Origin of the sequence: Gilliamella sp. B2887 (assembly GCF_026537015.1) — a bacterium.
In the GTDB taxonomy this organism is placed as follows: domain Bacteria; phylum Pseudomonadota; class Gammaproteobacteria; order Enterobacterales; family Orbaceae; genus Gilliamella.
Genome location: NZ_JAFNMX010000002.1, coordinates 172315 through 194146 on the forward strand (window position 1 = coordinate 172315; position 21832 = coordinate 194146).

The window sequence follows — 21832 nt, forward strand, 5'->3', positions numbered from 1 at the left end:
TAACCAATATTTAGTAAAGCGTGTAAAAAAGTTTTAGGAAAACTATATGTTTATATAAATATCTGATAATATTTCATCAGATTAATGACAAGAGAATGAAAAATGATCTATGAACTCATACCGATAGAATTGCATGAAGAGCTTAATGATTTTCGTCAAGATTTAGAGAGGATAGTTTTACAGTATGTTGAAGTTTGTCCTTATTGTGACAAAAAAGAATTTTATCTAATCCGTTCAAAACCAACTACTACTTACCGTTGTAAAGCTTGTTATAAATATTTTACGGCGGCAACCAATACACACTTTAATCGTCTAACTCCTTTTAACTGGTTAGAAACTATTTTTATTAGCCGGATAAAAAACTACAGCTATCAAGCAATAGCAGATAAATTTGATTGTTCAACTGAGAAAATAATGCGTCGTGACCATGCTATAATGAATCACTTAAAGCTACATTATTTATCATTATATAAATGGTATATCAACAAACAACAAACAACTTTAAATCCAATCTTAATTGAACAATATAATTATATCAAATCAAAAATAAATACTTTACTTAATACGACAACTCCCGTTTGTTTACACTGCAACTCAACAGAAACAGTCAAAATAGGCAAACGAACATGTTACCGATGTAAACGATGTCGACATAGTTTTAATCTTCTAAGTAATACTAAACTAAATCGTTTACCCAAACCTGAATTATGGCTAAATTTTATTGATTTACTCTTAGCCGGAGAAGACAATATACAAATAGAGAAAAATTTAAAATTGACGAGCAATACCATAAGGAGATGGCGATCGGTATGGTGTGAAATGATGATAGCTTGGAAGTGTGATGCCCTATCTATTTGGTGTAGCAGCCATTAAAAATGGTAAAGATAGCATGATGAATGACAATTTCATGTTTTACTCTAAATAATCTTTAACCCATAAGATTAATAATAGAAGATAATGTTATGAAAAACTATATTTCTCTTCTCTATATAAGTTTATGCAGCAGTACACTATTAATTAGTGGTTGTGATGACAAAAAAACAACTAATACAAACTCAACTCATATTGCCGTGACTAACAGTTATCTTTTTCATACAGAACCAGAATTATTGCCTGTTCACAAGTTATTTAAACAGCAGAAAATTCAAGGTCCATCACATAAACTAATTAACTATAACTATCAGGGTTATGTGACTAATTATAATTTAGAAGGACTTTATGGTGAAATTAATTATGATGAAGCCAAATACATTTACGGAATGGAAGGAACCAGAGATGAATATGAAATTACTTTTGACAATACAAAAAACATACTTGGCATGAAAAATAGTAATGGAGATATTGTTGCTTTTTCTGAATTTGATGGGCAAGGTCATTTAGTTGAAACAACTTTATCTCACTTTGCAGAAAATAATATTATTTTTAACAGCAAAATAATTTATGAAGAAGACCGGGTTGAGAAGGTTTTGTATAATGCTTATATTCCAGTTGATGAAAAAACCAAATTTCCTGTGTTAGTACAAGAAAAAGATATTATTTACAATGATAGTAAGCAATTGGAAAAAACTATCACTAAGTCATTTAAACTATCATCAAATGGTGACATTATTATCAATGATAAAAATGAACAAGAAGTTGAAATGACTGAGACTTGTACCTATTCTAATTATAATGAAAACCGAGATTGGACTAAGGCAATTTGTATTACAACAGGAAATGAGTCAAAAACCGTTACTTTAATAAGAACCATCGAATACCAATAGCTTTATTTATTCTCTTAATACCAAAGGGAATATGATTAGTCATGACCGTACTCATCGTATTTACGGCAAAGTATAATGGTGTCTTCAATTAAGCGCCGAGCAATAGTTCCATATTCAGGTATTTTAGGTAATTGAGAGTAATGATACCAATTTGCTTCAACTAATTCGCAAGTATCTACTTGAATTTCGCCACTTTCATAATCTGCTAAATAAGCCATCATCAATGAATTTGGAAACGGCCAAGGCTGAGATCCTACGTAACGAATATTTTTAATATTTAATTTTGATTCTTCAAATACTTCTCGTTTAACAGCCATTTCCATTGTCTCACCAACTTCAGTAAAACCAGCTAAAACAGTATATAAACTATTTTTATTATGTCTAACATGTTTTGCCAATAATATTTTATTTTTTTTGCGAATAGCGACAATGATAGATGGCGAAATTTGAGGATAATAACGTTCATTACAGTTATGACACATACAACACCATTCTGTTGTACTAATACACATTTTGTGACCACAATAACCACAATATTTATGAGAACGATAGAACTCTGATAATTGAACAGCTCGGCCAGCCATGTAAAATAATGATTGTTCAGTATTATCAAGCAAAGATCGAATTGAACTCATTGCAGTTTTCATTTCACGACAAATAAGCCAAGCCGTTTGTCCATTCCATTCACCGATGGGTTGGGCAATCAGATTTTTGAAACCCAGTTTACTGGCATTTCCAACAGGAACTTCCCCGTTTGGTAACCATAACCTTCCATTTTTACTGACAAACCAATAGCCCGTTTCATTTCCATTCAAACTTATTTGTTGCTGTATGTTCATATCAATTTACACTCAAAACAACGAAAAAGGAGGGGTTAGCCTCCTTTATTATCAATATTATTTCTTTTTCTTCTCGTGAAGTCCTTTTTTCTCAAGTTCCCAATAAATGATACGTTGCTGAGCAATTGTAAATAAATTACTTACGATATAATATAAAACTAAACCTGAAGGAAACCATAAGAAGAATACTGTAAAAATTAATGGCATATAAGTCATTAATTTTTTTTGTAATGGGTCAGCGGCCGGTGTTGGGGACATCATCTGAATTAAGAACATTGTACCGCCCATTAATAAAGGAAAAATATAATAAGGATCTTGTGCAGATAAGTCATAAATCCAAAGTGCAAACGGGGCATGACGTAGCTCAACAGCATTACCTAACATATAGAATAATGATAAGAAAATTGGCATTTGAATAAAGATTGGCAAACAACCGCCTAATGGATTTACTTTCTCTTGTTTATAAATCGCCATAGTTTCCATACTTATTTTTTGTTTATCATCACCATAACGTTCTTTCAATGCTTCTATACGAGGTTGTAATAACTTCATTTTTGCCATTGAACGATATTGAGCACGTGTTAATGGGAATAAAATACCACGGACAATAAAAGTAATAATAATAATTGCAAAGCCCCAGTTACCAACAAAGCTATGAATAAATTTTAACAAATAAAACAGTGGTTGTGATAAGAACCATAACCAACCATAATCAACGGTTAAATCGAGATGATTAGCGGTCTCTTTTAATTGGTTTTGAATTTCTGGCCCTAACCATAATTTTGCCCCAATAGTTTGGCTGCTACCTGATTGTATAACAGTTGATTTACCCTTAAAGCCAATTGTTGCTTGAGATTTGTTAGCTGTAGCTCGAGAATAAAATAAATTATTTTGATCCTGAGTTGGTACCCATGCTGTTACAAAATAGTGTTGTAGCATTGCAATCCAACCAGTTTTAGTACTAACATCTAAAGCTTTATCTTTTATATCATCAAAACTGTATTTACTATAGTTAGTGTTAGAACTAGAATAAGCCGCACCGCGAAAAGCATTTAGACCTAATCCACCACCACCTTCAGTCACTGTGCCTTTAGGTAACTCTATAGTTTGTTTTAATTGACCATACATTGAAACATCAATAGGATTTCCACTCTGATTATTAATGTCATATTGAACATCAATAGCATAATTACCGCGATGCAATATATAATATTTAGTATAGCTAATACCATTTACCTGATAAGTCAGTGGTACACGCAATTCATCTTGTCCTTCAGCTAATGCATATTCGGTTTGTTCAGTTTGATATATTGGTCGTTTTGATCCTTGAATAGCATTATCAGGTCCATCTTTACCAGTTAAACCGCTTTCAGCAATATAAATAAAATCGGGACTTGATGTTAACAACTGGAAGGGGGTACCTGAATGAAGTGTTTGCTCATATTTTAATAATTGAGCAGCTTGCACATCGCCACCATACGTATTGATAGTAAGTGACAATACATCTGATTTTACAGTAATTATTTTACCGAGCTCAGCAGTATTAGTTGAATTATCTTCACCTATCTGTTGTGTTAACTGATTAATCATAGGCAGCTTAGGAGCATGATCGTCTTCCCATGCTTTCCAAATAAAAAAAGATAAAAAAAGTAAAGCAATGACTAAAATATTACGTTGAGATCCCATTAGTGTTTTTCTCTATTGGTTTTAATTTTAGGAGGAACAAAATCTTCTCCTCCTTCATGTAAAGGGTGACATTTTAATACACGTTTAACCATTAGCCAACCACCTTTTATTAATCCAAAGCGTCTTACTGCAATTACAGCATATTGTGAACATGATGGTGTAAAACGGCATTTAGGACCAAATAAAGGGCTAAGAATGCGTTGATATATACGAATAAAAAAAATAAAAATATTAATTATCAATAAATTAAATGCAAAAACATGCCTTTTTATCACTAATTTTACTTTATTTAAATTTTTTGCTTGGCTATGATTCGTTGGCATAGTTTATCTAAAATCTCAACTATTTGTTGATTATCTAAGTCAATGACAGGAGATTTAGCCATCAGAATAAAATCAACATTAGGGAGTTGATGTTGATGATAACGAAAATACTCTTTCACAAGTCGTTTGATGCGATTACGTTCATGGGCACGCTTTACCTGCTTTTTAGCTATGGCAAATCCCAAACGAGCATGTGCTAAATTATTTCTACGTGAAACAAGCGTAAGAAAAGGAGATCCAGCTCTAATGGATTCTTGGAAGACATGACTGAAATCAAAGGGAGTTAACAATCGCAACTCCCGAGGATAAGTGAATTTAATCACTCAACTTTAAATCAGCTAGCAACGGTTAAACGAACACGGCCTTTAGCACGACGGCGAGCAAGAACTTGACGACCATTTTTTGTTGCCATACGAGCACGGAAACCGTGAGTTCTATTGCGTTTTAATACTGATGGTTGAAATGTGCGTTTCATGACGATTTATATCCAAATCTAATTTATCAACAAGGTTGTAGAGTGTAGACTCCACAGCATTAATTAAAGAGGTCGAAATTATAGTGTTTATTTTATTTGTCGTCAATGAGATTTTAACAGATAAATTTTTAAGAAATCCATTAGCACCTGATTAAGATACAATTATATAAAAACTGATATATACCTTATTAATTTAAGCAGATATTTTAATCCTTAATATCAAGAAATAATCAGCAAAATAATAGACTATGAGATTAATTTATCTTCTTTATAGATTAATATAACGTATAAAAATAACACCAAAAAAGAAGAGCGAAAATTAAATTTATTAATCACTAAATGCAATGACTCTCTTACTTTTTTCACCACCTATTTCACGCGCTAATTTAGGCACTAAATAACCTGAAACTTGAGCAGCCAGTTGACTCATTAATTGTTTGGCTTTTTCATCACTAACCATAAAATGAGCGGCCCCCTGTACCTTATCAAGTAAATGGATATAATAAGGCAAAATACCAGTATCAAAGAGCTTATTACTTAATTGTGCTAGTATTTCAGCTTTATCGTTAACATTTTTTAATAAAACACTTTGATTAAACACGGTTACATCTTGATGTTTTAATAATGAAACCGCTTTAGCTACATTTTCATCAATTTCGTTTGAATGATTGATATGAGTAACCATGATAATTTGTAATCGGCTATTAGCAAATAGCTGACAGAGCGCTAATGTAATTCGTGATGGTATCACAACCGCTAAACGGGTATGGATTCGTAATCGCTTAATGTGAGGAATTTTTTCTAATGCGTTCACTAAAAATTCAATCTCATGATCCTTAGCCATTAAGGGATCTCCCCCAGAAAGAATGATTTCATCAAGCTCCGGATGATCGGAAATATAATTAAGCGCTATATTAAGATTCTTTTTATTACCCTGATTTTCATGGTAAGGAAAATGCCGTCTAAAACAATAACGGCAATTTATAGCACAGGCCGTTTTAGTAATTAATAAAGCACGATTATGATATTTATGCAATAATCCTGGAATAGCATTTTGTTGTTCATGCAAAGGATCATTGCTATATCCATCAATATGAATCATTTCATGATCATCACAAAGAACTTGTAATAACAAAGGATCTCTATAATCTCCCTTTTTCATTCGATTGATAAAAGCCATAGGGACACGAAGCGGAAATTGTTTTTTCGCTAGTAACATAGAAATTGAAATGGAATTAGGATCTAATTCTAAATAAGAATAGAGTTTCTTGATATCAGTCACGACATTGTTTAGATCTAATATCCATTCATCTTTATTATTTGGTAGTTCAATTTTTTGCTGTATAATATGACTCATTTTTGTAATTCAGAATGATAGTTGGAGCTTTTATGGCATCTTATAGTACAAATGAGTTTAAAGCCGGTCTTAAAATAATGCAAGATGGCGAACCTTGTGTAATTGTTGAAAATGAATTTTATAAACCAGGTAAAGGGCAAGCAATTAACCGAGTAAAAATTAAAAAACTACTTTCAGGCAAAACTGTTGATAAAACTTTTAAGTCGGGTGAATCAGTTGAAGGCGCTGATGTTGTTGATATGAATTTAACATATTTATACACTGATGGTGAATTCTGGCATTTTATGAATAATGATACTTTTGAACAACTGTCGGCTGATGCTAAAGCTGTCGGTGATAATGCAAAATGGTTAGTTGATCAAGCTGAATGCATCTTAACATTATGGAATGGCCAACCTATCGCTGTTACGCCTCCAAATTTTGTTGAACTAGAAGTCATTGAAACCGATCCTGGCTTAAAAGGCGACACAGCAGGAACAGGCGGAAAACCAGCAACTTTATCAACAGGTGCAGTTGTCCGTGTACCATTATTTGTGCAAATTGGTGAAGTACTTAAAGTGGATACTCGTTCAGGTGAATATGTATCGCGTGTTAAATAATTATAGTCGTTTTATGCTACTATGTTATTAATATAAAAAAGAGGTTACATTAACCTCTTTTTTGTGTTAAACCGTTTTTTTAATAGCATATTTTTAATCAACAAAAATAAACTTATCATTTATATTCATTATAACATCTTCATTGTTAATAAGAAATTAATCAAATTATTTTGCACCAAAATAATTTAATTGGCGCCACGATTCATAGACCACAACCGCAACTGAGTTAGATAAATTCATACTTCGACTATCAGCTAACATTGGAATACGAATTTTTTTATCTTGTGGTAATGCATCAAGAACCGATGCAGGTAAGCCACGAGTTTCAGGACCAAACATCAAAAAATCATTATGCTGAAAAATAACTTCACTATGAGATTTTTTACCTTTAGTCGTTAATGCATAGACTTGTGTGATGAGATCAAGTCGGTTAACCTCTAAAAAATGAGCGAGATTTTTATAACGAGTTACGTTGACAAACTCTTGGTAATCAAGACCTGCTCTTCTCAGCTTTTTATCATCCCAAAAAAATCCCATTGGTTCTATAATATGCAAATTAAAACCTGTATTAGCACATAGACGTATAATGTTACCTGTATTAGCTGGAATTTCGGGCTCAAATAAAACGATATTTAACGCAACATTTGACACAATACTTTCTCTTCTATTGTTTATATTTCTGAATTGGTAATATTATCACAATTCGGAGTCCTCCAAGATGACTTTTCTCTGCTTTAACATTGCCATGATCTCGCATGATAGCATTAGCAACAATAGCTAGTCCTAATCCTGTTCCTCCTGATTGACGATCTCGCGCTTCGCTAGTACGATAAAATGGTCTAAAAATTTGCTCAAGCTCCTTGTCAGCAACACCAATTCCATCATCGTCAATACTAATTATTATCTGATTCTGTTGGGCAATAAAATTAACCACAATTTCATGATTAGAATACCGGAATGCATTACGTATCACATTTTCAAGAGCACTACATAAAGCCATAGGATAGCATAAAATAGTATGACTAGTTGGAGGATTAGTCACTAAAAACTTTTTCCCTATTTGTTCTGCTTCAAAAGTAGCATTATCAAGCACCTGTTTGAATAATAAGTTAATTTTCTTAAATTGCCGAATTTCATTATTATCATATTGCTGCCTTGCTAAAGACAATAAATCACCTATCATAGAATCAAGCTTTAACGCTTCATTATTAATACGTATAACTTCATTACTTTCTCCTTGCTTATGTCGCAATAAAGATGTGGCAAGTTGTAAACGTGTTAAAGGAGTACGAAGTTCATGAGAAATATCGGAAAATAAGCGTTGCTGTACTTCTTGCATCCGTTTAAGTTCTCTTAACATATGATTAAAACTAGCACCTGTTGCTTTATATTCAGTAGATCCAATTTTTTCAAGTTCTGGCCATTCTTGTAAATTTCCTTTAGCAACTTGATCTGCGGCTTTTTTTAACCCCCGTGCAGGTTTAGCTATACTCCATGACAACCATAACAAAAAAGGAGAACTGATCAACATCATTAGTGTTAATAACAATAAGGGATGATCAAAAAGTAAATTAACAAATTGAGATTGAACATCAGAAGCAGGTTGTAAGACATACAATTGATATGGTTCATCAGCATAATGAACTAAAAATGGCCCTATAATCTCTTGGAAATCATAAATTTTTTTAGCAGGATCTGAAATATTATGTGATATTTCGCTAAAGTTTTTTACTAAATCAATATTTTTGGTATCAGCAGTAATATATTGCCCGTTTGGAGTAACAATAAATAAAAATTGACCTGATTTTTGGTAGGTATCCATTACAACAATAAAACGCATCCACCAACGAAAGCTATCTTTAGGTACATTGGATAGATCTTTTTCTATTTGTTTAGCTAATTCGTTACCTGTTTCTCGCTCTTTATTTGCAATGTAAGTTAAGTTTCTAGAATCTAAATTTGGTAATAAAATGATTAATGCCAAAAAAAAAGCTATTGTTAGAAGGAAGATAGTGAAAATTCGAACAGTTAAACGGTCAAAAATCCACATATCATCACACCTAATTTAAAACTATATCGATGTTGTTATACATCATCATTGCTATCAATAACAAATAAATATCCCTTAGAACGTAATGTTTTAATCCACGGTAAACCATCGCTACGAGGAGGAAGTTTTTTTCTTAAATTAGATACATGTACATCAATTGAGCGAGCAAGAGGAATAAATTCTTTACCTAAAACTGTTTCGCTCAACGTATCTCGAGATATGATTTTACCACCATTTTCGAGAAATTTAAGTAACACTTGAAATTCTGTACCAGTTAATTCAATATATTTATTATCATAATAAACTGACTGCTGTTTTCGATTTAATACCAACTTATCAACTGTATACTGTAAAGGAAGGTCATCAGCATCATTAACTAAATTATCCCAACGTGTACGACGCAATAGAGCATTGATTCTGGCTATAAGTTCTCTATCATTGAAAGGTTTTAAAATATAATCATCAGCGCCAAGTTCAAGTCCAATAATTTTATCATATTCATTATCTTTAGCCGTTAAAAAAATAACAGGGACAGTAAATTTGCTTCTAAGTTGAGATAATACATTTAATCCATTCATTTCAGGCATCATTATATCGAGCAGAATCAAATCAAATGTCATATCAAACTTTTCTAAAGCTTGCATGCCATTATTCGCCGTTTCAACTTCAAACCCTTCTAGTTCAAGAAGCTCGGATAACAACGAGGCGATTTCTGGATCATCATCCACTACAAGTAATTTGTTCATTACAATCCTCTGTTTACTCATTTATCATATTTATTTTTATCGAATTACATCAAGATTCCACACTGTGCCGAGTTATTATATATGCAAAAAATACTATCAATACCAACAATATAGTAAATAATTGTTAAGTTCTAAAATTTTAATACTTTAACATTATAAAAACCTTGATCAATAAGATAAAGTGCTTGTAATTTACTCATTACTCCACGGTTGCAATAAAGCAAATACTGTTTGCTTTGATCTAAACTACCAAATTGAGAAGCCAATTTATAAAAAGGAATTAATTTAATTTTAACATTATCGCCTAATTGTAAAGGTTCATCTTCTTGTTCATCTGATGGGCGAATGTCAATAATAATATGATCGTTGTTAAGAGTAGATACTGTTTCAACCTGTTGAATTGTTGTATTAGATTGTTTCGCTATTTCACGAATATCAATATTTTCTGCATTTTCTATAGCTGTATTAAGTATTGAAAAATCAAAATTCAACTCTTCTGCTTCAATTTTTTCTTTAATTGCTTTTACAGTAGGACTTTTAGATATTACGCCACAAAACTCAGGCATTGTTTTAGCGATATCTTCAGTGCCGATTTGACGAGCAATATTGATAATGGTTTCTTTATCATGTGTGATTAGCGGACGTAAAACCAATGTATCACTAACATTATCAATTAAACGTAAATTAGTTAATGTTTGGCTTGATACTTGACCTAGTGCTTCCCCAGTCACAAGAGCTTGCACATTATAACGTTGAGCTATTTTAGATGCGGCACGTATCATCATTCTTTTTAAGATTACACCCATTTGCCCATCATCAATTTTTTCCAAAATTTCACCAACGACATCCGAGAAATTAATAGCGATAAAACGTACTTTATGTGAGCTTCCAAATCGTTCCCATAAATAGTGAGCCATCTGTTTTACACCAATTTCGTGAGTTTTTCCACCAAGATTAAAAAAGCAATAATGTACTCGACTTCCTCGCCGCATCAACATGTAACTTGATACACCTGAGTCAAATCCACCAGAAATAAGTGAGATAACATCTTCTTGTGTACCTGTTGGGAAACCACCAATACCGTCATGTCGACCTTTAACAAGTAACAACTTATCTTTATCAATTTCTAAATTTACCGTAACCTCAGGACGTGTTAACTTCACCTTAGCTGAAGGTACATATTTATTAAGCCCTCCGCCAACATAACGTTCAACGTCAATTGAAGTAAATTCATGCTTTCCTCTGCGTTTGACCCTTACACAGAAGGTTTTATTTTCAATTAATGAGGCATAATAACTTAAAACTTTTTCAAAAATATCATGCACATCGACATAAGTTAGTTCATCGACAGCTAGAATGTGATGAATACCAGGAATTCGTGTTAATAGTTCTAGAATCATGGCTTCACTATTTTCTATTTTTGGACGAACTTCGATAAAATCCCAATGACGAATAACAGCAACATCTTCTATATGATGTTTTAATATATTACGAATATTGCTAGTTAATATTTTGATAAAACGTAAACGAACAGAATCACTTTTAATCGTGATTTCAGGAAAGAGTTTAACAATAAATTTCATAAAACTAAGGCGTGATCTAAATAAAAATGGCGGACATTATACTGTTTTTCTAAAAAAACATAAAATTTAATCTAACAAATATTAAATCTAAAATGGATTATAAAACCAATTTATTGAATTAAATCATCTGAACAAATTAATTTAAAATAATATTTATTATGGTAATTTTATTGCAAAAAGCAATAATATTCTATTTTATATCTAGAAGTAAATAATCGTTATGATTTGTCTTCCCTAACGATTAAGACAAAAAATGAATATAATTTTTAATATAAAAATTAATATTGATAATAGTTTTAAATTATCGAAACTCAAATTATACCAACTATACCTTAAATTTTACTTGCTTGTTGGTCTGTCTTTCGTTAATATTTCGCTTCAATAAATTCTGTTGTATAAAACATAAAATTGACAGGTTGAAATGTACGGACTTTTAATTATAAGTTATTTGATCATTGCACTAGCAATAATCGTATTAGTTTTAATTCAGCGAGGAAAAGGCGCCGATATGGGGTCTTCTTTTGGCGCAGGTGCGTCAGCAACTTTATTTGGTTCATCAGGAAGTGGAAACTTTTTGACTCGCATAACAACACTATTAGGTATATTATTCTTTGTAATAAGTATTGTTCTATCTAATTTAGGAAGTCGCGGTCATACCACTTCAACTGGCGAATTTGATAACCTCGAAGATACTGTTCCTGTAACGACACAACAAAACGAAAAAGTCAGTACTCCGACAGCAGATCCTGTTGTTCAACCAGAACAAATAAATCCTACATCAGATATTCCTGAATAAAAACGGCGCCGTGGTGGTGAAATTGGTAGACACGCTATCTTGAGGGGGTAGTGCTCTAAGGGCATGCGGGTTCAAGTCCCGCCCACGGCACCAATTCAATAATCAGTAACATTCTTTAAAATCCTTTAAATCACATCAAAACTAGTACAAATAAGGCTTATAGCCTATTTTACTATTTCGTAAGCATCAGTAAGACACATTTACAACCACATTTTTTAGTTATATGCTTAGTTATACGAATCTCATATAACTAAAAATCGTATAACTATGGCTCGTATAACGACCCCATTAACAGACACTCAAATAAAAACAGCCAAGCCACAGAATAAGAATTACTCTTTATCTGACGGTAACGGATTATATCTTTTAATTAAATCTAACGGCTCTAAAATATGGCGGTTTAACTATTATCGCCCTATAAATAAAATCCGTTCATTAATCAGTTTTGGTAGTTATCCCGAAGTTTCACTACAGCAAGCGCGAAAGCAACGCGACGAAGCACGCGAATTAATTAAGCAAGGCATAGATCCCCAAGAACATAAAGCGGAGCAAGAACAACTTAAGCAAGAAGCAATCTGCAATACATTCTACTCCATGGCTGAACGATGGCTTAAATTCAAGACAGAACAAGGACTAGAAGAACAAACTTTAAAAAAGGCTTGGCGTTCATTAGAGAATCATGTATTCCCTTACATCAAAGACATTCCCATAAACCAAGTAACTGCTGTTAAGGCAATCAATGCTTTACAACCATTAAATAACAATAATAAATACGAAACAGTAAAAAGAGTTTGTAGGCGAATCAATGAAATAATGTATTACGCTGTCAATATGGGAATCATCGATAATAACCCTCTTGCTAAAATTACCGACGTATTTAACAGCCCGAAAGTAAAAAATCAGCCTACCATATCCCCTACTGAGTTACCGCAGTTTATGCAAGCCTTATCCATGGCTAATATTGAGTTACAAACAAGATGCGTGATTGAATGGCAATTACTCACATTAACGCGACCTAGCGAAGCTGTAGGCGCTAAATGGGAAGAAATTAATCTTGATAAAAAATTATGGAGTATTCCTGCCGAACGCATGAAAATGGATAGACCTCATAATATACCTCTATCCCCACAGGCAATAAAAATACTTGAGATAATGAAGTCTATTAACCATAAAAGTGAGTTTGTTTTCCCAACAGCAAGACCCCCTTATAACAAGCCAATGAGTAGCCAGACCGCTAACATGGCAATAAAACGCATGGGTTACAAAGATAAATTAGTCGCGCATGGATTGAGATCGTTAGCAAGTACTACCTTAAATGAACAGGGCTTTAATTATGACGTAATAGAAAGCGCATTATCGCACGTTGATAAGAACGCAGTTAGGCGAGCTTATAACCGAGCAGAATACGAACAACAAAAAAGAATCATGCTTGACTGGTGGGGCGATTTTGTCGAGCAAGCCAGTAAAGGGAATGTTTCACTATCAGGTAACCGCAATTCACCATAGTATAGTCGATTCAACCATAACGATTATAGCAGGCTTATTTTTAATTGAGAAAATTAATAAAAATGGGGCAAAGGTAAACATTGTCCATGTCCTATGTGTGGTGGTAAAGATAGATTTCGGTTTGATAATCAAAATGGACGAGGTACTTATATTTGCAATCAATGTGGTAGCGGTGACGGCTTAGAACTGATTAAACACTATTATCATTGTGATACTAAAGAAGCATCAATTAAATTAGCGGAATGTTTGAATCTACCTAATCAGAGTAACAAAATACGAGAAAAAACCGTATTTAAAAAGATAGATTCTGAACAGTTGCATAATAACAACACACCAGAAAATCCCGTATGTAAAAAGGATTAAAAGCAATTACTGGGGGTGATGAGGTTGCAATAGATCCAAAACACAAGCAACCTTACTCATGTAAAATTCCTGCTGTGGTATTAGTAATCAACAATGAAGCTAGGCGATTTAATGAGCGTAATGCCGGTATATCTCGGCGCAGAGTAATCTTTCATTTTGGCAAGGTCATCCCTGAAAAAGAACGAGATTTAAACTTAGTCAGCAAAATAGAACAAGAGTTACCCTCTATTGTCAGATTGCCATTAAATGAATTTACTAACCCAATAGAAGCAAAAGAAAGGCTACACAAGCAACAACAATCTAAGTAAGCCACTGCGATTAAGCGCGAATCTGACCACCTAGTCGATTTTTGTAGTTATCTTAATACTCTTGATTATCCCAATGGGATGTTAATTGGCAATTTAGGCATAATACCATTTATCCCTAAGAAATATTTATACCATGCTTATATTGAGTATGTCCGAAACACAAGACTTAATAATCCATTGTCCTTGAGTGGCTTTGGTGCATCATTAAATTACGCCATAAAAGAAAATAGAAAGGCGTACATTAAAAAACGAACTAATATAGGGGTAGAAACTAATTTAGTAATAAACCCAGATATGTGTAAAAATTGGCTAGATAAAGCCGAAGATCCTAACTAGTAGCTCAAATTGAACCACTAAAATAAGACAGCCCTAATTGGCGTTTTTTTATTGAGTGAATACCTAAAGTGTATACTTATGTTTAGAAGGAAATTGATGTAACTATTTATATAGGTTTATTATTTTGTGTAAAGTATACGAAGTTAATAGCATTACAATAGGCTAAATATGACTATATAATCAATAACCATAAAAAAATACGAAAGAAAAATATAAAAAAGTATATATCACTGCTCTTTTCGGCTATGCTATAAAAAATTGTTTAATAGTTTTTCTATTAGTCTTTACTCTCTTATTTTCAAAATAATCATTAAACTCATCAATGGAATATATTATGAAAAAATTAATATCAATATTATTTTTAAGTAGCTTATTTTGCAGTCATAGTTATGCTAATGAAAACCAAAACAGTTTTCAAAAACAGCCTAGGTCACAAAATAATAACCAATACACAGAATATAAGGCTCAACTTGCTGATAATGTTTTTTTATCATTTTTTGTCGATACCCAAGAGCAAAAAGCAATACCTGTATTATTTAAAGATGGCAAAAAATATCAACCTCTGAGTGTTGAATTTTGTATTAAAGATTCTGATGAATGTTGGCGACAATTCCTTTATCACAATTCACTTTCCAACATTACTTTTAACTTTGATAAACCAGAAAATAAGAAAGATTTGTTAGAATGGAAGATAGACTACCTTGATAACAATCAATTAGTGACTACTCATTTTATGCATCCTCCTAAAACTGGAGCTTTACCAAATGGCGATGATGACTATGACCCTTATATTCTTTGGCAATCTGACTTAAGTAATTTTTAAAATTGATTAATGGCACTCGAATAAGATAAATAAGTTAATATGATTCAGACAATAATTGATGATCTAAGTGATTTTGTATTAATTATATTGGTTTACATCATTTTGGCTAACTAAAGATTATTTATTTTAATCAGCTATTAAAAGATATATTTCACCACTTTTCACTTATAAATTTTATCAATAACATCTAATTTATTACATTAGGTTATTACTTTTTTGTAATAACCTTTCTTAAATCTCAATAATGCTAATTGCTCATTTAGTTATATTATCGTATTGATTAATTTATTTTCTGGTTGATTGATGATAGTAAGATGTTCATCCAATGTTTCATCTCCTTGTAAGCAAAACTTAACATAATGTTGTATATCGTTAATTGATATATTCGCATTACAAAAACATTCAGTTAATTTTACCTATTGCAAATCTGCATCAGAAAAACGCTTTACATTTTGAGCGAGTTACAGAAATAGAAATAACCTTAATGAATCATAATATTTCAGCATTTGCACTGATAAACCTGACATTTTGGTTACTTTAGTCACAGTATATTTAAATGATTGGTTTAGTTCACCATTTTGAGTTATTGATGCAAATATCGTGTAACGTTAAAAAATGGTGAAAATTATCATCGTAGACAATCCTATGTTACTGACGAGTTTTGAAAAAGATTACGTGTATTGAAGAACTATTTATTAATACAACAATTATATTCCTATAGAAGATGTAGGTAAGATTATGGGACTCTGTCAGAAGAAACAACGGTGTGTTTATGTAGATCTGATGTATCAGAATAATAAAATGACCAAATTAATATTTAAACTGCCAATTTCATGAATTGATTATAATTATTATAATTCACTAAAATCAATTACGTATTGATATGTGTCATAAGATTACTAAGACCGAAGTTATATTGTAACAGATTTAGTTAAAATGGATATTTGGTTGAATGATGAAATTGTCGATGCTTTTTCATTTATTTTGCCACGAGATAGAATCTTTGAACGCAATAAGCCAATTGTTCAGCAAATGAAACATGTTATACCTCGTAAATTCTATGCAATGCCAGTAAAATCGGTATTTGAAAGTTAACTCATTATAAAGGGAGATATTCCACTATTACGCAAAAGTGTAATAGGACGTGGTTATTAAGGATCTGCATCAAGAAACAAAAAAAACAAAAAATAAAATAACGCAACGTAAGTTTGGCTGTATTGATATCCCACAAGAAGCATTTCATGCCGTATTGAATATTCATGAATAATATTCACTAGTTGCTCTCCTAATTGATTATAAATTATAATATCTTCTAACAGACTGAGATGATAAAAAATTTTTCCGGCAATTTGTGGTGAAACTTTTTAATATACACAGTATAAATTTCTTTATGCAATGCTTCTTAATCCAACAACAGCAAGTTCTCAATAGCAACAGATCAACGATTACATCCTATACCTGAAAGTTTTAGTTGTCTCTATGACTATCCATTTATTTTTATTAATATAATCATTGTATTATATAAATTTAGTATTCTAAACATAGCTGAAACAAAAAAATAAATAACTATTTTTTTAATTATTGTATTTCTATATTCAAAATAAATTAACTAAAGTAAGTTTTAAACAGTAAAATTTAATATACCATTTTCAGCAAATCGTGAAGTGAAAGTATTAAGAATATTACCATTGCAGAAAATTTACTAACTAAGCAAAATAATAGCAATGTTCATTTCTAACTTTAAAACCCTTGCCTGCTGAAATGATAAATCACATTTTATTGCTAATAAGTTGAAGTATTTTGTCCTCTCTGACTGTTGCTTTAATTTCAAAAACTTTTATTACATATTTAAATGTGATAGCTTTCGCCCCTTATTATTTTTTAATAATTTACTTCACCAATATTAACAACACGATCAGCACTCTCAATTGTTGATTTTCGATGAGCAATAATAATACGCGTAATTTTTAATGAAGATATCGCCTTATTAATTGTAGTTTCATTATCTTCATCTAAATGACTTGTCGCTTCGTCAAGAAATAATAAACAAGGCTTACGATACAATGCTCTTGCAATTAGTAATCGTTGTTTTTGACCGCCAGATAAGCTATTTCCTAACTCACTTACTAACGTTTCATATCCCATTGGCATTCTCATAATTTCGTTATGAATATTACAATATTTTGCACATTCAATAAGCCATTCATAATTTTTTTCATTATCAAAACTTGAAATATTATCCGATATAGATCCTGCAAAAAGTTTATCATTTTGTAATACACTACCGATAATATCTCTATAATTATTAACACCAAATTTATAAATATCAATTCCATTTATAAGAACTTCACCATGAGTAGGTGTAAGCAATCCATTCATAACTTTCATCAATGTGGTTTTTCCTGAACCTGAAGGACCAATAATTGCAACACTTTCACCCGCTTTAACTTTCATGTTTATATTAGTAAAAATAGGTTTAGAAAGATTATCGTATTGATACGCTATGTTGTTCAGTTCAAATTCAACAGGGATATCTTTAGGGAAAGAGTGCTTTGATTCGATATCATTTTCAGTATCAGTTAATACAATATCGGTTAATCGTTCAGTATGTAAATTCAGCATTTTCAAATCTAATACCATATTTATCAAATTTGCTGTTTGTTCTGAAAATTGAGCTCTATATGCTGTAAACGCGATAAACATACCTAGCGTCATTTTATCATCCATAACAAGTGCAGCGCCGATCCACAATATTGAAGTTTGCTCAATCATCATAATCAATGTGTTAACACCACTAAATATCATTTCTAATTTAGTAAGACGAATATTTGCGTTGGATGTATCAATATTCATATTGAGCCAATATTGAGCTCTTGAGTCAGTAAGTTTCAGTGATTTTAAAGTATCAATACCATATAAACTTTCCATAAAATGGGAATTAGCTTTAGCCTCTTTCACAATTTTTTCTTCTGATGCTTGTCGATAACGTTGATAGGTAGCTACACGTAATATTATGTAGATGAGAGTAAAACCACAGACAATCCAAACCAACCATCCACCATACAGAAACATCATGATAAAAACACCAATTGACATCAAAATATTAATAATACTTTTTACGATATTATTAGTTAGTGTTGTACAAATTATTTCTAAGGATGTGAAACGAGACTGAATATCACCAAGTTTCCTTTTTTCAAAATAGGCTAATGGTAATTTCATTAAATGATCAAAAAGTCCAGCTTTCCATTGAATATCTACTAAAGATCCCATAATTAATGATGACCAAGAACGTAACATGGCAATAAATGTTCTGAATAATATAAAAAACAGTAATCCCATACAGATTAATCCAAGTAAACTGTGATCTTGTGCCATAATTACATGGTCCATTACCAATTGAGTTCCAACGGGCAGCAATAAATTAATGGATTCAATAATAAGAGATAATGATAAAATTTTAACTAAAAATCCTTTTAAACCATCAATTTGGAAAAGCATTTTAATCAAACTAAGTTGACTGCGTTCTGTGCGAGGTTCAAACTCTTTATCAGGCCATAATTCAAGTGCTATTCCACTAAAATGTTTTGACATTTCATTAAGACCTACTTCACGGCGACCAAATGCGGGATCATGTAATATAAATTTACTTCTTTTAACTGCCACTAATACAACAAAATGATTGAGGTCCCAATGTAAAATACAAGGGGTTTTTAACTGTTTTATTTCATTTAAATCTAAAGAAAGTGGACGACTTCTTAAATGTACAGAGGCTGACATATTAATTAAGGTGGCAAGAGTGACGCCATGAGATGAAACGCCAATTTGATTTCTTAAACTAAATAAATCTACGTTCATACCATAATAACGACAAATCATAGTTAAACATGCAAGACCACATTCAGCAGCTTCTGTCTGTAAAATTTGTGGTATTTTTCTTTTCCAACCAAAATGTAAACTTTGAAGTATATGCTGAAACTGATTTTTATTCATTGACTGGTCCTGTAATACTTTTTTGAACATCATAAAAAGGAGATAGCATCCATTGATAAATAGGTCTTTTTTCTAAAAAGAGAGTGATGTCAGCTTTCATTCCATTTGTTAATTTAATTTTATTATTAAATTTGGCCATTTGTTTTTTATCAAGAGAAACCATTACTTTGTAATAAGCTTGATAACTAATATTGTTTTGAGATAATGGAGAACTACTGTAAGTTGACATTTCTTGGCTTGAGGCAGGCACCTTGGATATTGATATAATTTTACCTGAGAACTGTCCAAATTTTTGATAAGGATAAGCTTCATAACGAATATTAATTTTATCATTAACTGAAATATAAGGAACACTTTCATTAGGAGCCCAAAGAACTAAATAGTAAATATCAGTATTAGCAGGAATAAGTTGTGCTAGGCTATCATCTGTTTTTACCATCTGACCGTCTGTTACACTAAGTGATTCAATACGTCCATCACTAGGAGCACTTATAACTAATGTTCCTTTAGCATTTACTTCTGTTAATTGACGTTGTAGAGCATTCAACTGAAATTGATATTCAGATATTTTGTTATCAAAATCAGCTATCTTTGTAACTAATTCACTATTAAGTTGTATAATACTTAAATTTTCTTGTATTATTTGATTTTGTAAAAATTGATAAGAATTTTGTTGTTGATAATATAAGTATCTTTGATTATTGAATTGTTCATTATTAATTAGTCCTTTTTTTTGGTAATCAGCATAGTTTTGCATGCTTTCATACATTTCACTCATCCCTTTTTCTGCATTTTTGACAAGCAATAATGAATCTTGATGGAATCGATTATATTCATCTATTTGTTGTTTCAATGCATTTGAAGTGATCTGTTTATTTTCCTTTAGAGTTTCAATAATTTCAGATATATTTTTGATTTGATTATTGATTGATTCAATTGTTTTTTGAGTGACATTACCTAACTGTGTCGTTTGGCTGACATCTAATTCATAAATTGGATCGCCTTTTTTAACTTTATCGCCAACTTTCACATGAGAGTTAATAATAAAACCTTGCTGTGTTGAAAACAAAGTAATTGCTCTTGGTTGTGTAGTTATTTCACCTGGCACATTAATTCGTCTAGTATAAGTACCGAATATGATAGCAAGAACTAAAACGATAACAAAAATAATCGATAATAAAAAAACAAACCATGCAGAATATCCTTTTATTAATAACGCTTTTCCCATCCATTTTGCTTTCTGGTAATTAATAGCTTCTTGCCGAAACAATCGATTATTTTCCATAAAATGTTTTACCTACTTATACTTATATTTATTTATTATTATTTATTCAATAATATGAATTTTAATTTTCAATAAAGAAATCATGTTTAAAAATATACTAATAAGTTTATTACTAAACATAATTACTTAAATGATCAAATCTGTTTAATGATAGATGACCAATCACATAAAATAAATTATTAATTAATATCTTATCTAATTTTATTTTTTAATTGAACAATCCCTTATTATTCTAAAATAGAAATACTGAATTTTAGTTTAAAATGCATAATTTCATATAACTAGTTGATTTTTTAAAACAAAACGAGAAGCGGATAATCGCTTCTCGTTTGACGATATTAAATAATATCAATTATAAAGGAACACGCGCTGGGTAATGTAGACCTAAATGAGTTTCAACAATTTTACCAATATTTTCACCTAGTATTTGACCGGCATTTTGAGAAGATTGAGTTAAATCATTATTTATTGCATCAATTACAGCACCAATACCAGCTCCTAAAGAACCTGCTGCATCAGCAATATAGCCAGCACCAGAAACTTGTTCAACTTCCATTAAATTTAATTCTTTCATAATATGTTCCTTTTCTCCATAATAATTATTTTCAAATTAAAATCCAAAAATACCAATTTCTAAATGGTACCAATGAAATTCGTGATTATTTAATCAGAAAATAAAATTCTTATCAAGTCAATTATTATTACATATATTTTTCACATGAAATAAATGAATGTTAGATTTAATATAAGTATTTTAAAATTAATGATTATTTTTAATTTAAACTTAACTTTTTATAGGCAAAAAAATTATATTAAGTAAGCAAAATAAGGTTATTATTTATTGATTTTTTTATTGATAGTAGTAGGAAGGTAAACAGAAAAAAAACTTCATGTACATAATGTACATATTTCCCTTTCAAGTTTAATGATATTAAATGAGGTAATAATGAGAAAATTTTAATCATCATCTTCCTTGATAATTTATATCCAGTAAAACACAT

The 21832-nt window shown here is 31.2% G+C and carries 22 protein-coding genes, 1 tRNA gene and 1 pseudogene; 11 read left to right on the forward strand and 13 right to left on the reverse strand.

Going from position 1 to position 21832, the window contains the following annotated elements:
- Positions 1-102 precede the first annotated feature (102 nt).
- A complete protein-coding gene (locus tag J3U13_RS02600) occupies positions 103-873 on the forward strand; it encodes a hypothetical protein (protein WP_267339946.1) in 771 nt (256 codons plus the stop codon).
- A gap of 89 nt (positions 874-962) precedes the next feature.
- Positions 963-1763: a hypothetical protein gene (locus J3U13_RS02605; RefSeq protein WP_267339947.1), complete on the forward strand. Its 801-nt coding sequence runs from the start codon at positions 963-965 to the stop codon at positions 1761-1763.
- A 35-nt stretch (positions 1764-1798) separates the two neighbouring features.
- Here the strand turns inward: J3U13_RS02605 and nudC are convergent, their stop codons facing one another.
- From nudC to epmB, 6 genes are all read right to left on the reverse strand, one after another.
- On the reverse strand, positions 1799-2602 hold the full coding sequence (nudC, locus tag J3U13_RS02610; RefSeq protein ID WP_267339949.1) for an NAD(+) diphosphatase: 804 nt from the start codon (positions 2600-2602) through the stop codon (positions 1799-1801).
- A 57-nt stretch (positions 2603-2659) separates the two neighbouring features.
- On the reverse strand, positions 2660-4288 hold the full coding sequence (gene yidC, locus J3U13_RS02615) for a membrane protein insertase YidC (protein WP_267339950.1): 1629 nt from the start codon (positions 4286-4288) through the stop codon (positions 2660-2662).
- Positions 4288-4611, reverse strand: a complete 324-nt coding sequence (yidD, locus tag J3U13_RS02620) for a membrane protein insertion efficiency factor YidD (protein ID WP_324123907.1) — start codon at positions 4609-4611, stop codon at positions 4288-4290. Before yidD ends, yidC begins: the two co-directional genes overlap by 1 nt.
- Complete coding sequence (rnpA, locus tag J3U13_RS02625) at positions 4578-4934, reverse strand: ribonuclease P protein component (RefSeq protein WP_267345374.1); 357 nt, start codon at positions 4932-4934, stop codon at positions 4578-4580. The genes yidD and rnpA overlap by 34 nt, the downstream gene beginning before the upstream one ends.
- 11 nt (positions 4935-4945) lie before the next feature.
- Positions 4946-5086, reverse strand: coding sequence for a 50S ribosomal protein L34 (gene rpmH / locus J3U13_RS02630; protein WP_025314679.1), 141 nt, complete (start codon positions 5084-5086; stop codon positions 4946-4948).
- Positions 5087-5414: 328 nt separating this feature from the next.
- Positions 5415-6443 carry an EF-P beta-lysylation protein EpmB gene (gene epmB, locus J3U13_RS02635; RefSeq protein ID WP_267339953.1) on the reverse strand — a complete coding sequence of 343 codons (1029 nt, stop codon included), beginning with the start codon at positions 6441-6443 and terminating at the stop codon, positions 5415-5417.
- Between the two features lie 32 nt (positions 6444-6475).
- On the opposite strand from epmB, the gene efp reads away from it, so the two are divergent.
- Positions 6476-7042: an elongation factor P gene (efp, locus tag J3U13_RS02640; protein ID WP_267339955.1), complete on the forward strand. Its 567-nt coding sequence runs from the start codon at positions 6476-6478 to the stop codon at positions 7040-7042.
- A 165-nt stretch (positions 7043-7207) separates the two neighbouring features.
- On the opposite strand, the gene trmL is transcribed toward efp, so the two are convergent.
- From trmL to thiI, 4 genes are all read right to left on the reverse strand, one after another.
- The gene (gene trmL, locus J3U13_RS02645) at positions 7208-7693 is read right to left on the reverse strand and encodes a tRNA (uridine(34)/cytosine(34)/5-carboxymethylaminomethyluridine(34)-2'-O)-methyltransferase TrmL (protein WP_267339956.1); all 486 of its coding nucleotides are present in this window, start codon (positions 7691-7693) and stop codon (positions 7208-7210) included.
- A 13-nt stretch (positions 7694-7706) separates the two neighbouring features.
- The gene (gene cpxA / locus J3U13_RS02650; RefSeq protein WP_267340145.1) at positions 7707-9086 is read right to left on the reverse strand and encodes an envelope stress sensor histidine kinase CpxA; all 1380 of its coding nucleotides are present in this window, start codon (positions 9084-9086) and stop codon (positions 7707-7709) included.
- 41 nt (positions 9087-9127) lie between these two features.
- Positions 9128-9838 (reverse strand): response regulator, encoded by a 711-nt coding sequence (locus J3U13_RS02655; protein WP_267339957.1) that lies wholly within the window; start codon positions 9836-9838, stop codon positions 9128-9130.
- A 131-nt stretch (positions 9839-9969) separates the two neighbouring features.
- Entirely contained in the window at positions 9970-11421 is a 1452-nt protein-coding gene (gene thiI, locus J3U13_RS02660; RefSeq protein WP_267339958.1) for a tRNA uracil 4-sulfurtransferase ThiI, read from the reverse strand.
- A gap of 421 nt (positions 11422-11842) precedes the next feature.
- Between thiI and secG the strand changes: the two genes are divergently transcribed.
- The 8 genes and pseudogenes from secG to J3U13_RS02695 all read left to right on the forward strand — a co-directional run bounded on the left by secG (position 11843) and on the right by J3U13_RS02695 (position 16648).
- Complete coding sequence (secG, locus tag J3U13_RS02665) at positions 11843-12217, forward strand: preprotein translocase subunit SecG (protein ID WP_267339960.1); 375 nt, start codon at positions 11843-11845, stop codon at positions 12215-12217.
- Between the two features lie 7 nt (positions 12218-12224).
- A tRNA-Leu gene (locus tag J3U13_RS02670) sits at positions 12225-12310 on the forward strand.
- A 174-nt stretch (positions 12311-12484) separates the two neighbouring features.
- On the forward strand, positions 12485-13723 hold the full coding sequence (locus J3U13_RS02675; protein ID WP_267339962.1) for an integrase domain-containing protein: 1239 nt from the start codon (positions 12485-12487) through the stop codon (positions 13721-13723).
- 75 nt (positions 13724-13798) lie between these two features.
- Positions 13799-13949: pseudogene (locus J3U13_RS11455) on the forward strand (primase-helicase zinc-binding domain-containing protein); the annotation flags it as partial.
- Between the two features lie 211 nt (positions 13950-14160).
- The gene (locus J3U13_RS02685; protein ID WP_267339964.1) at positions 14161-14394 is read left to right on the forward strand and encodes a hypothetical protein; all 234 of its coding nucleotides are present in this window, start codon (positions 14161-14163) and stop codon (positions 14392-14394) included.
- A gap of 9 nt (positions 14395-14403) precedes the next feature.
- On the forward strand, positions 14404-14730 hold the full coding sequence (locus J3U13_RS11460; RefSeq protein WP_416380344.1) for a primase-like DNA-binding domain-containing protein: 327 nt from the start codon (positions 14404-14406) through the stop codon (positions 14728-14730).
- 334 nt (positions 14731-15064) lie between these two features.
- On the forward strand, positions 15065-15553 hold the full coding sequence (locus J3U13_RS02690) for a hypothetical protein (RefSeq protein WP_267339965.1): 489 nt from the start codon (positions 15065-15067) through the stop codon (positions 15551-15553).
- 936 nt (positions 15554-16489) lie between these two features.
- Entirely contained in the window at positions 16490-16648 is a 159-nt protein-coding gene (locus J3U13_RS02695; RefSeq protein WP_267339966.1) for a hypothetical protein, read from the forward strand.
- Between the two features lie 786 nt (positions 16649-17434).
- On the opposite strand, the gene J3U13_RS02700 is transcribed toward J3U13_RS02695, so the two are convergent.
- From J3U13_RS02700 to J3U13_RS02710, 3 genes are all read right to left on the reverse strand, one after another.
- Entirely contained in the window at positions 17435-19546 is a 2112-nt protein-coding gene (locus J3U13_RS02700; protein WP_267339967.1) for a peptidase domain-containing ABC transporter, read from the reverse strand.
- Entirely contained in the window at positions 19539-20831 is a 1293-nt protein-coding gene (locus J3U13_RS02705; RefSeq protein WP_267339968.1) for an HlyD family secretion protein, read from the reverse strand. The genes J3U13_RS02700 and J3U13_RS02705 overlap by 8 nt, the downstream gene beginning before the upstream one ends.
- 352 nt (positions 20832-21183) lie before the next feature.
- A complete protein-coding gene (locus J3U13_RS02710; RefSeq protein ID WP_267339969.1) occupies positions 21184-21405 on the reverse strand; it encodes a hypothetical protein in 222 nt (73 codons plus the stop codon).
- Between the last annotated feature and the right edge of the window lie 427 nt (positions 21406-21832).

Coding starts and splice junctions, on each gene's coding strand:
- J3U13_RS02705 (WP_267339968.1), bottom strand. CDS start 20,831: ATGGAAAATAATCGATTGTTTCGGCAAGAAGCTATTAATTACCAGAAA.
- J3U13_RS02675 (WP_267339962.1), top strand. CDS start 12,485: ATGGCTCGTATAACGACCCCATTAACAGACACTCAAATAAAAACAGCC.
- nudC (WP_267339949.1), bottom strand. CDS start 2,602: ATGAACATACAGCAACAAATAAGTTTGAATGGAAATGAAACGGGCTAT.
- J3U13_RS02605 (WP_267339947.1), top strand. CDS start 963: ATGAAAAACTATATTTCTCTTCTCTATATAAGTTTATGCAGCAGTACA.
- thiI (WP_267339958.1), bottom strand. CDS start 11,421: ATGAAATTTATTGTTAAACTCTTTCCTGAAATCACGATTAAAAGTGAT.
- J3U13_RS02600 (WP_267339946.1), top strand. CDS start 103: ATGATCTATGAACTCATACCGATAGAATTGCATGAAGAGCTTAATGAT.
- efp (WP_267339955.1), top strand. CDS start 6,476: ATGGCATCTTATAGTACAAATGAGTTTAAAGCCGGTCTTAAAATAATG.
- rpmH (WP_025314679.1), bottom strand. CDS start 5,086: ATGAAACGCACATTTCAACCATCAGTATTAAAACGCAATAGAACTCAC.
- yidD (WP_324123907.1), bottom strand. CDS start 4,611: ATGCCAACGAATCATAGCCAAGCAAAAAATTTAAATAAAGTAAAATTA.
- yidC (WP_267339950.1), bottom strand. CDS start 4,288: ATGGGATCTCAACGTAATATTTTAGTCATTGCTTTACTTTTTTTATCT.
- J3U13_RS02655 (WP_267339957.1), bottom strand. CDS start 9,838: ATGAACAAATTACTTGTAGTGGATGATGATCCAGAAATCGCCTCGTTG.
- J3U13_RS02690 (WP_267339965.1), top strand. CDS start 15,065: ATGAAAAAATTAATATCAATATTATTTTTAAGTAGCTTATTTTGCAGT.
- J3U13_RS02700 (WP_267339967.1), bottom strand. CDS start 19,546: ATGAATAAAAATCAGTTTCAGCATATACTTCAAAGTTTACATTTTGGT.
- epmB (WP_267339953.1), bottom strand. CDS start 6,443: ATGAGTCATATTATACAGCAAAAAATTGAACTACCAAATAATAAAGAT.
- J3U13_RS02710 (WP_267339969.1), bottom strand. CDS start 21,405: ATGAAAGAATTAAATTTAATGGAAGTTGAACAAGTTTCTGGTGCTGGC.
- J3U13_RS02695 (WP_267339966.1), top strand. CDS start 16,490: ATGGATATTTGGTTGAATGATGAAATTGTCGATGCTTTTTCATTTATT.
- secG (WP_267339960.1), top strand. CDS start 11,843: ATGTACGGACTTTTAATTATAAGTTATTTGATCATTGCACTAGCAATA.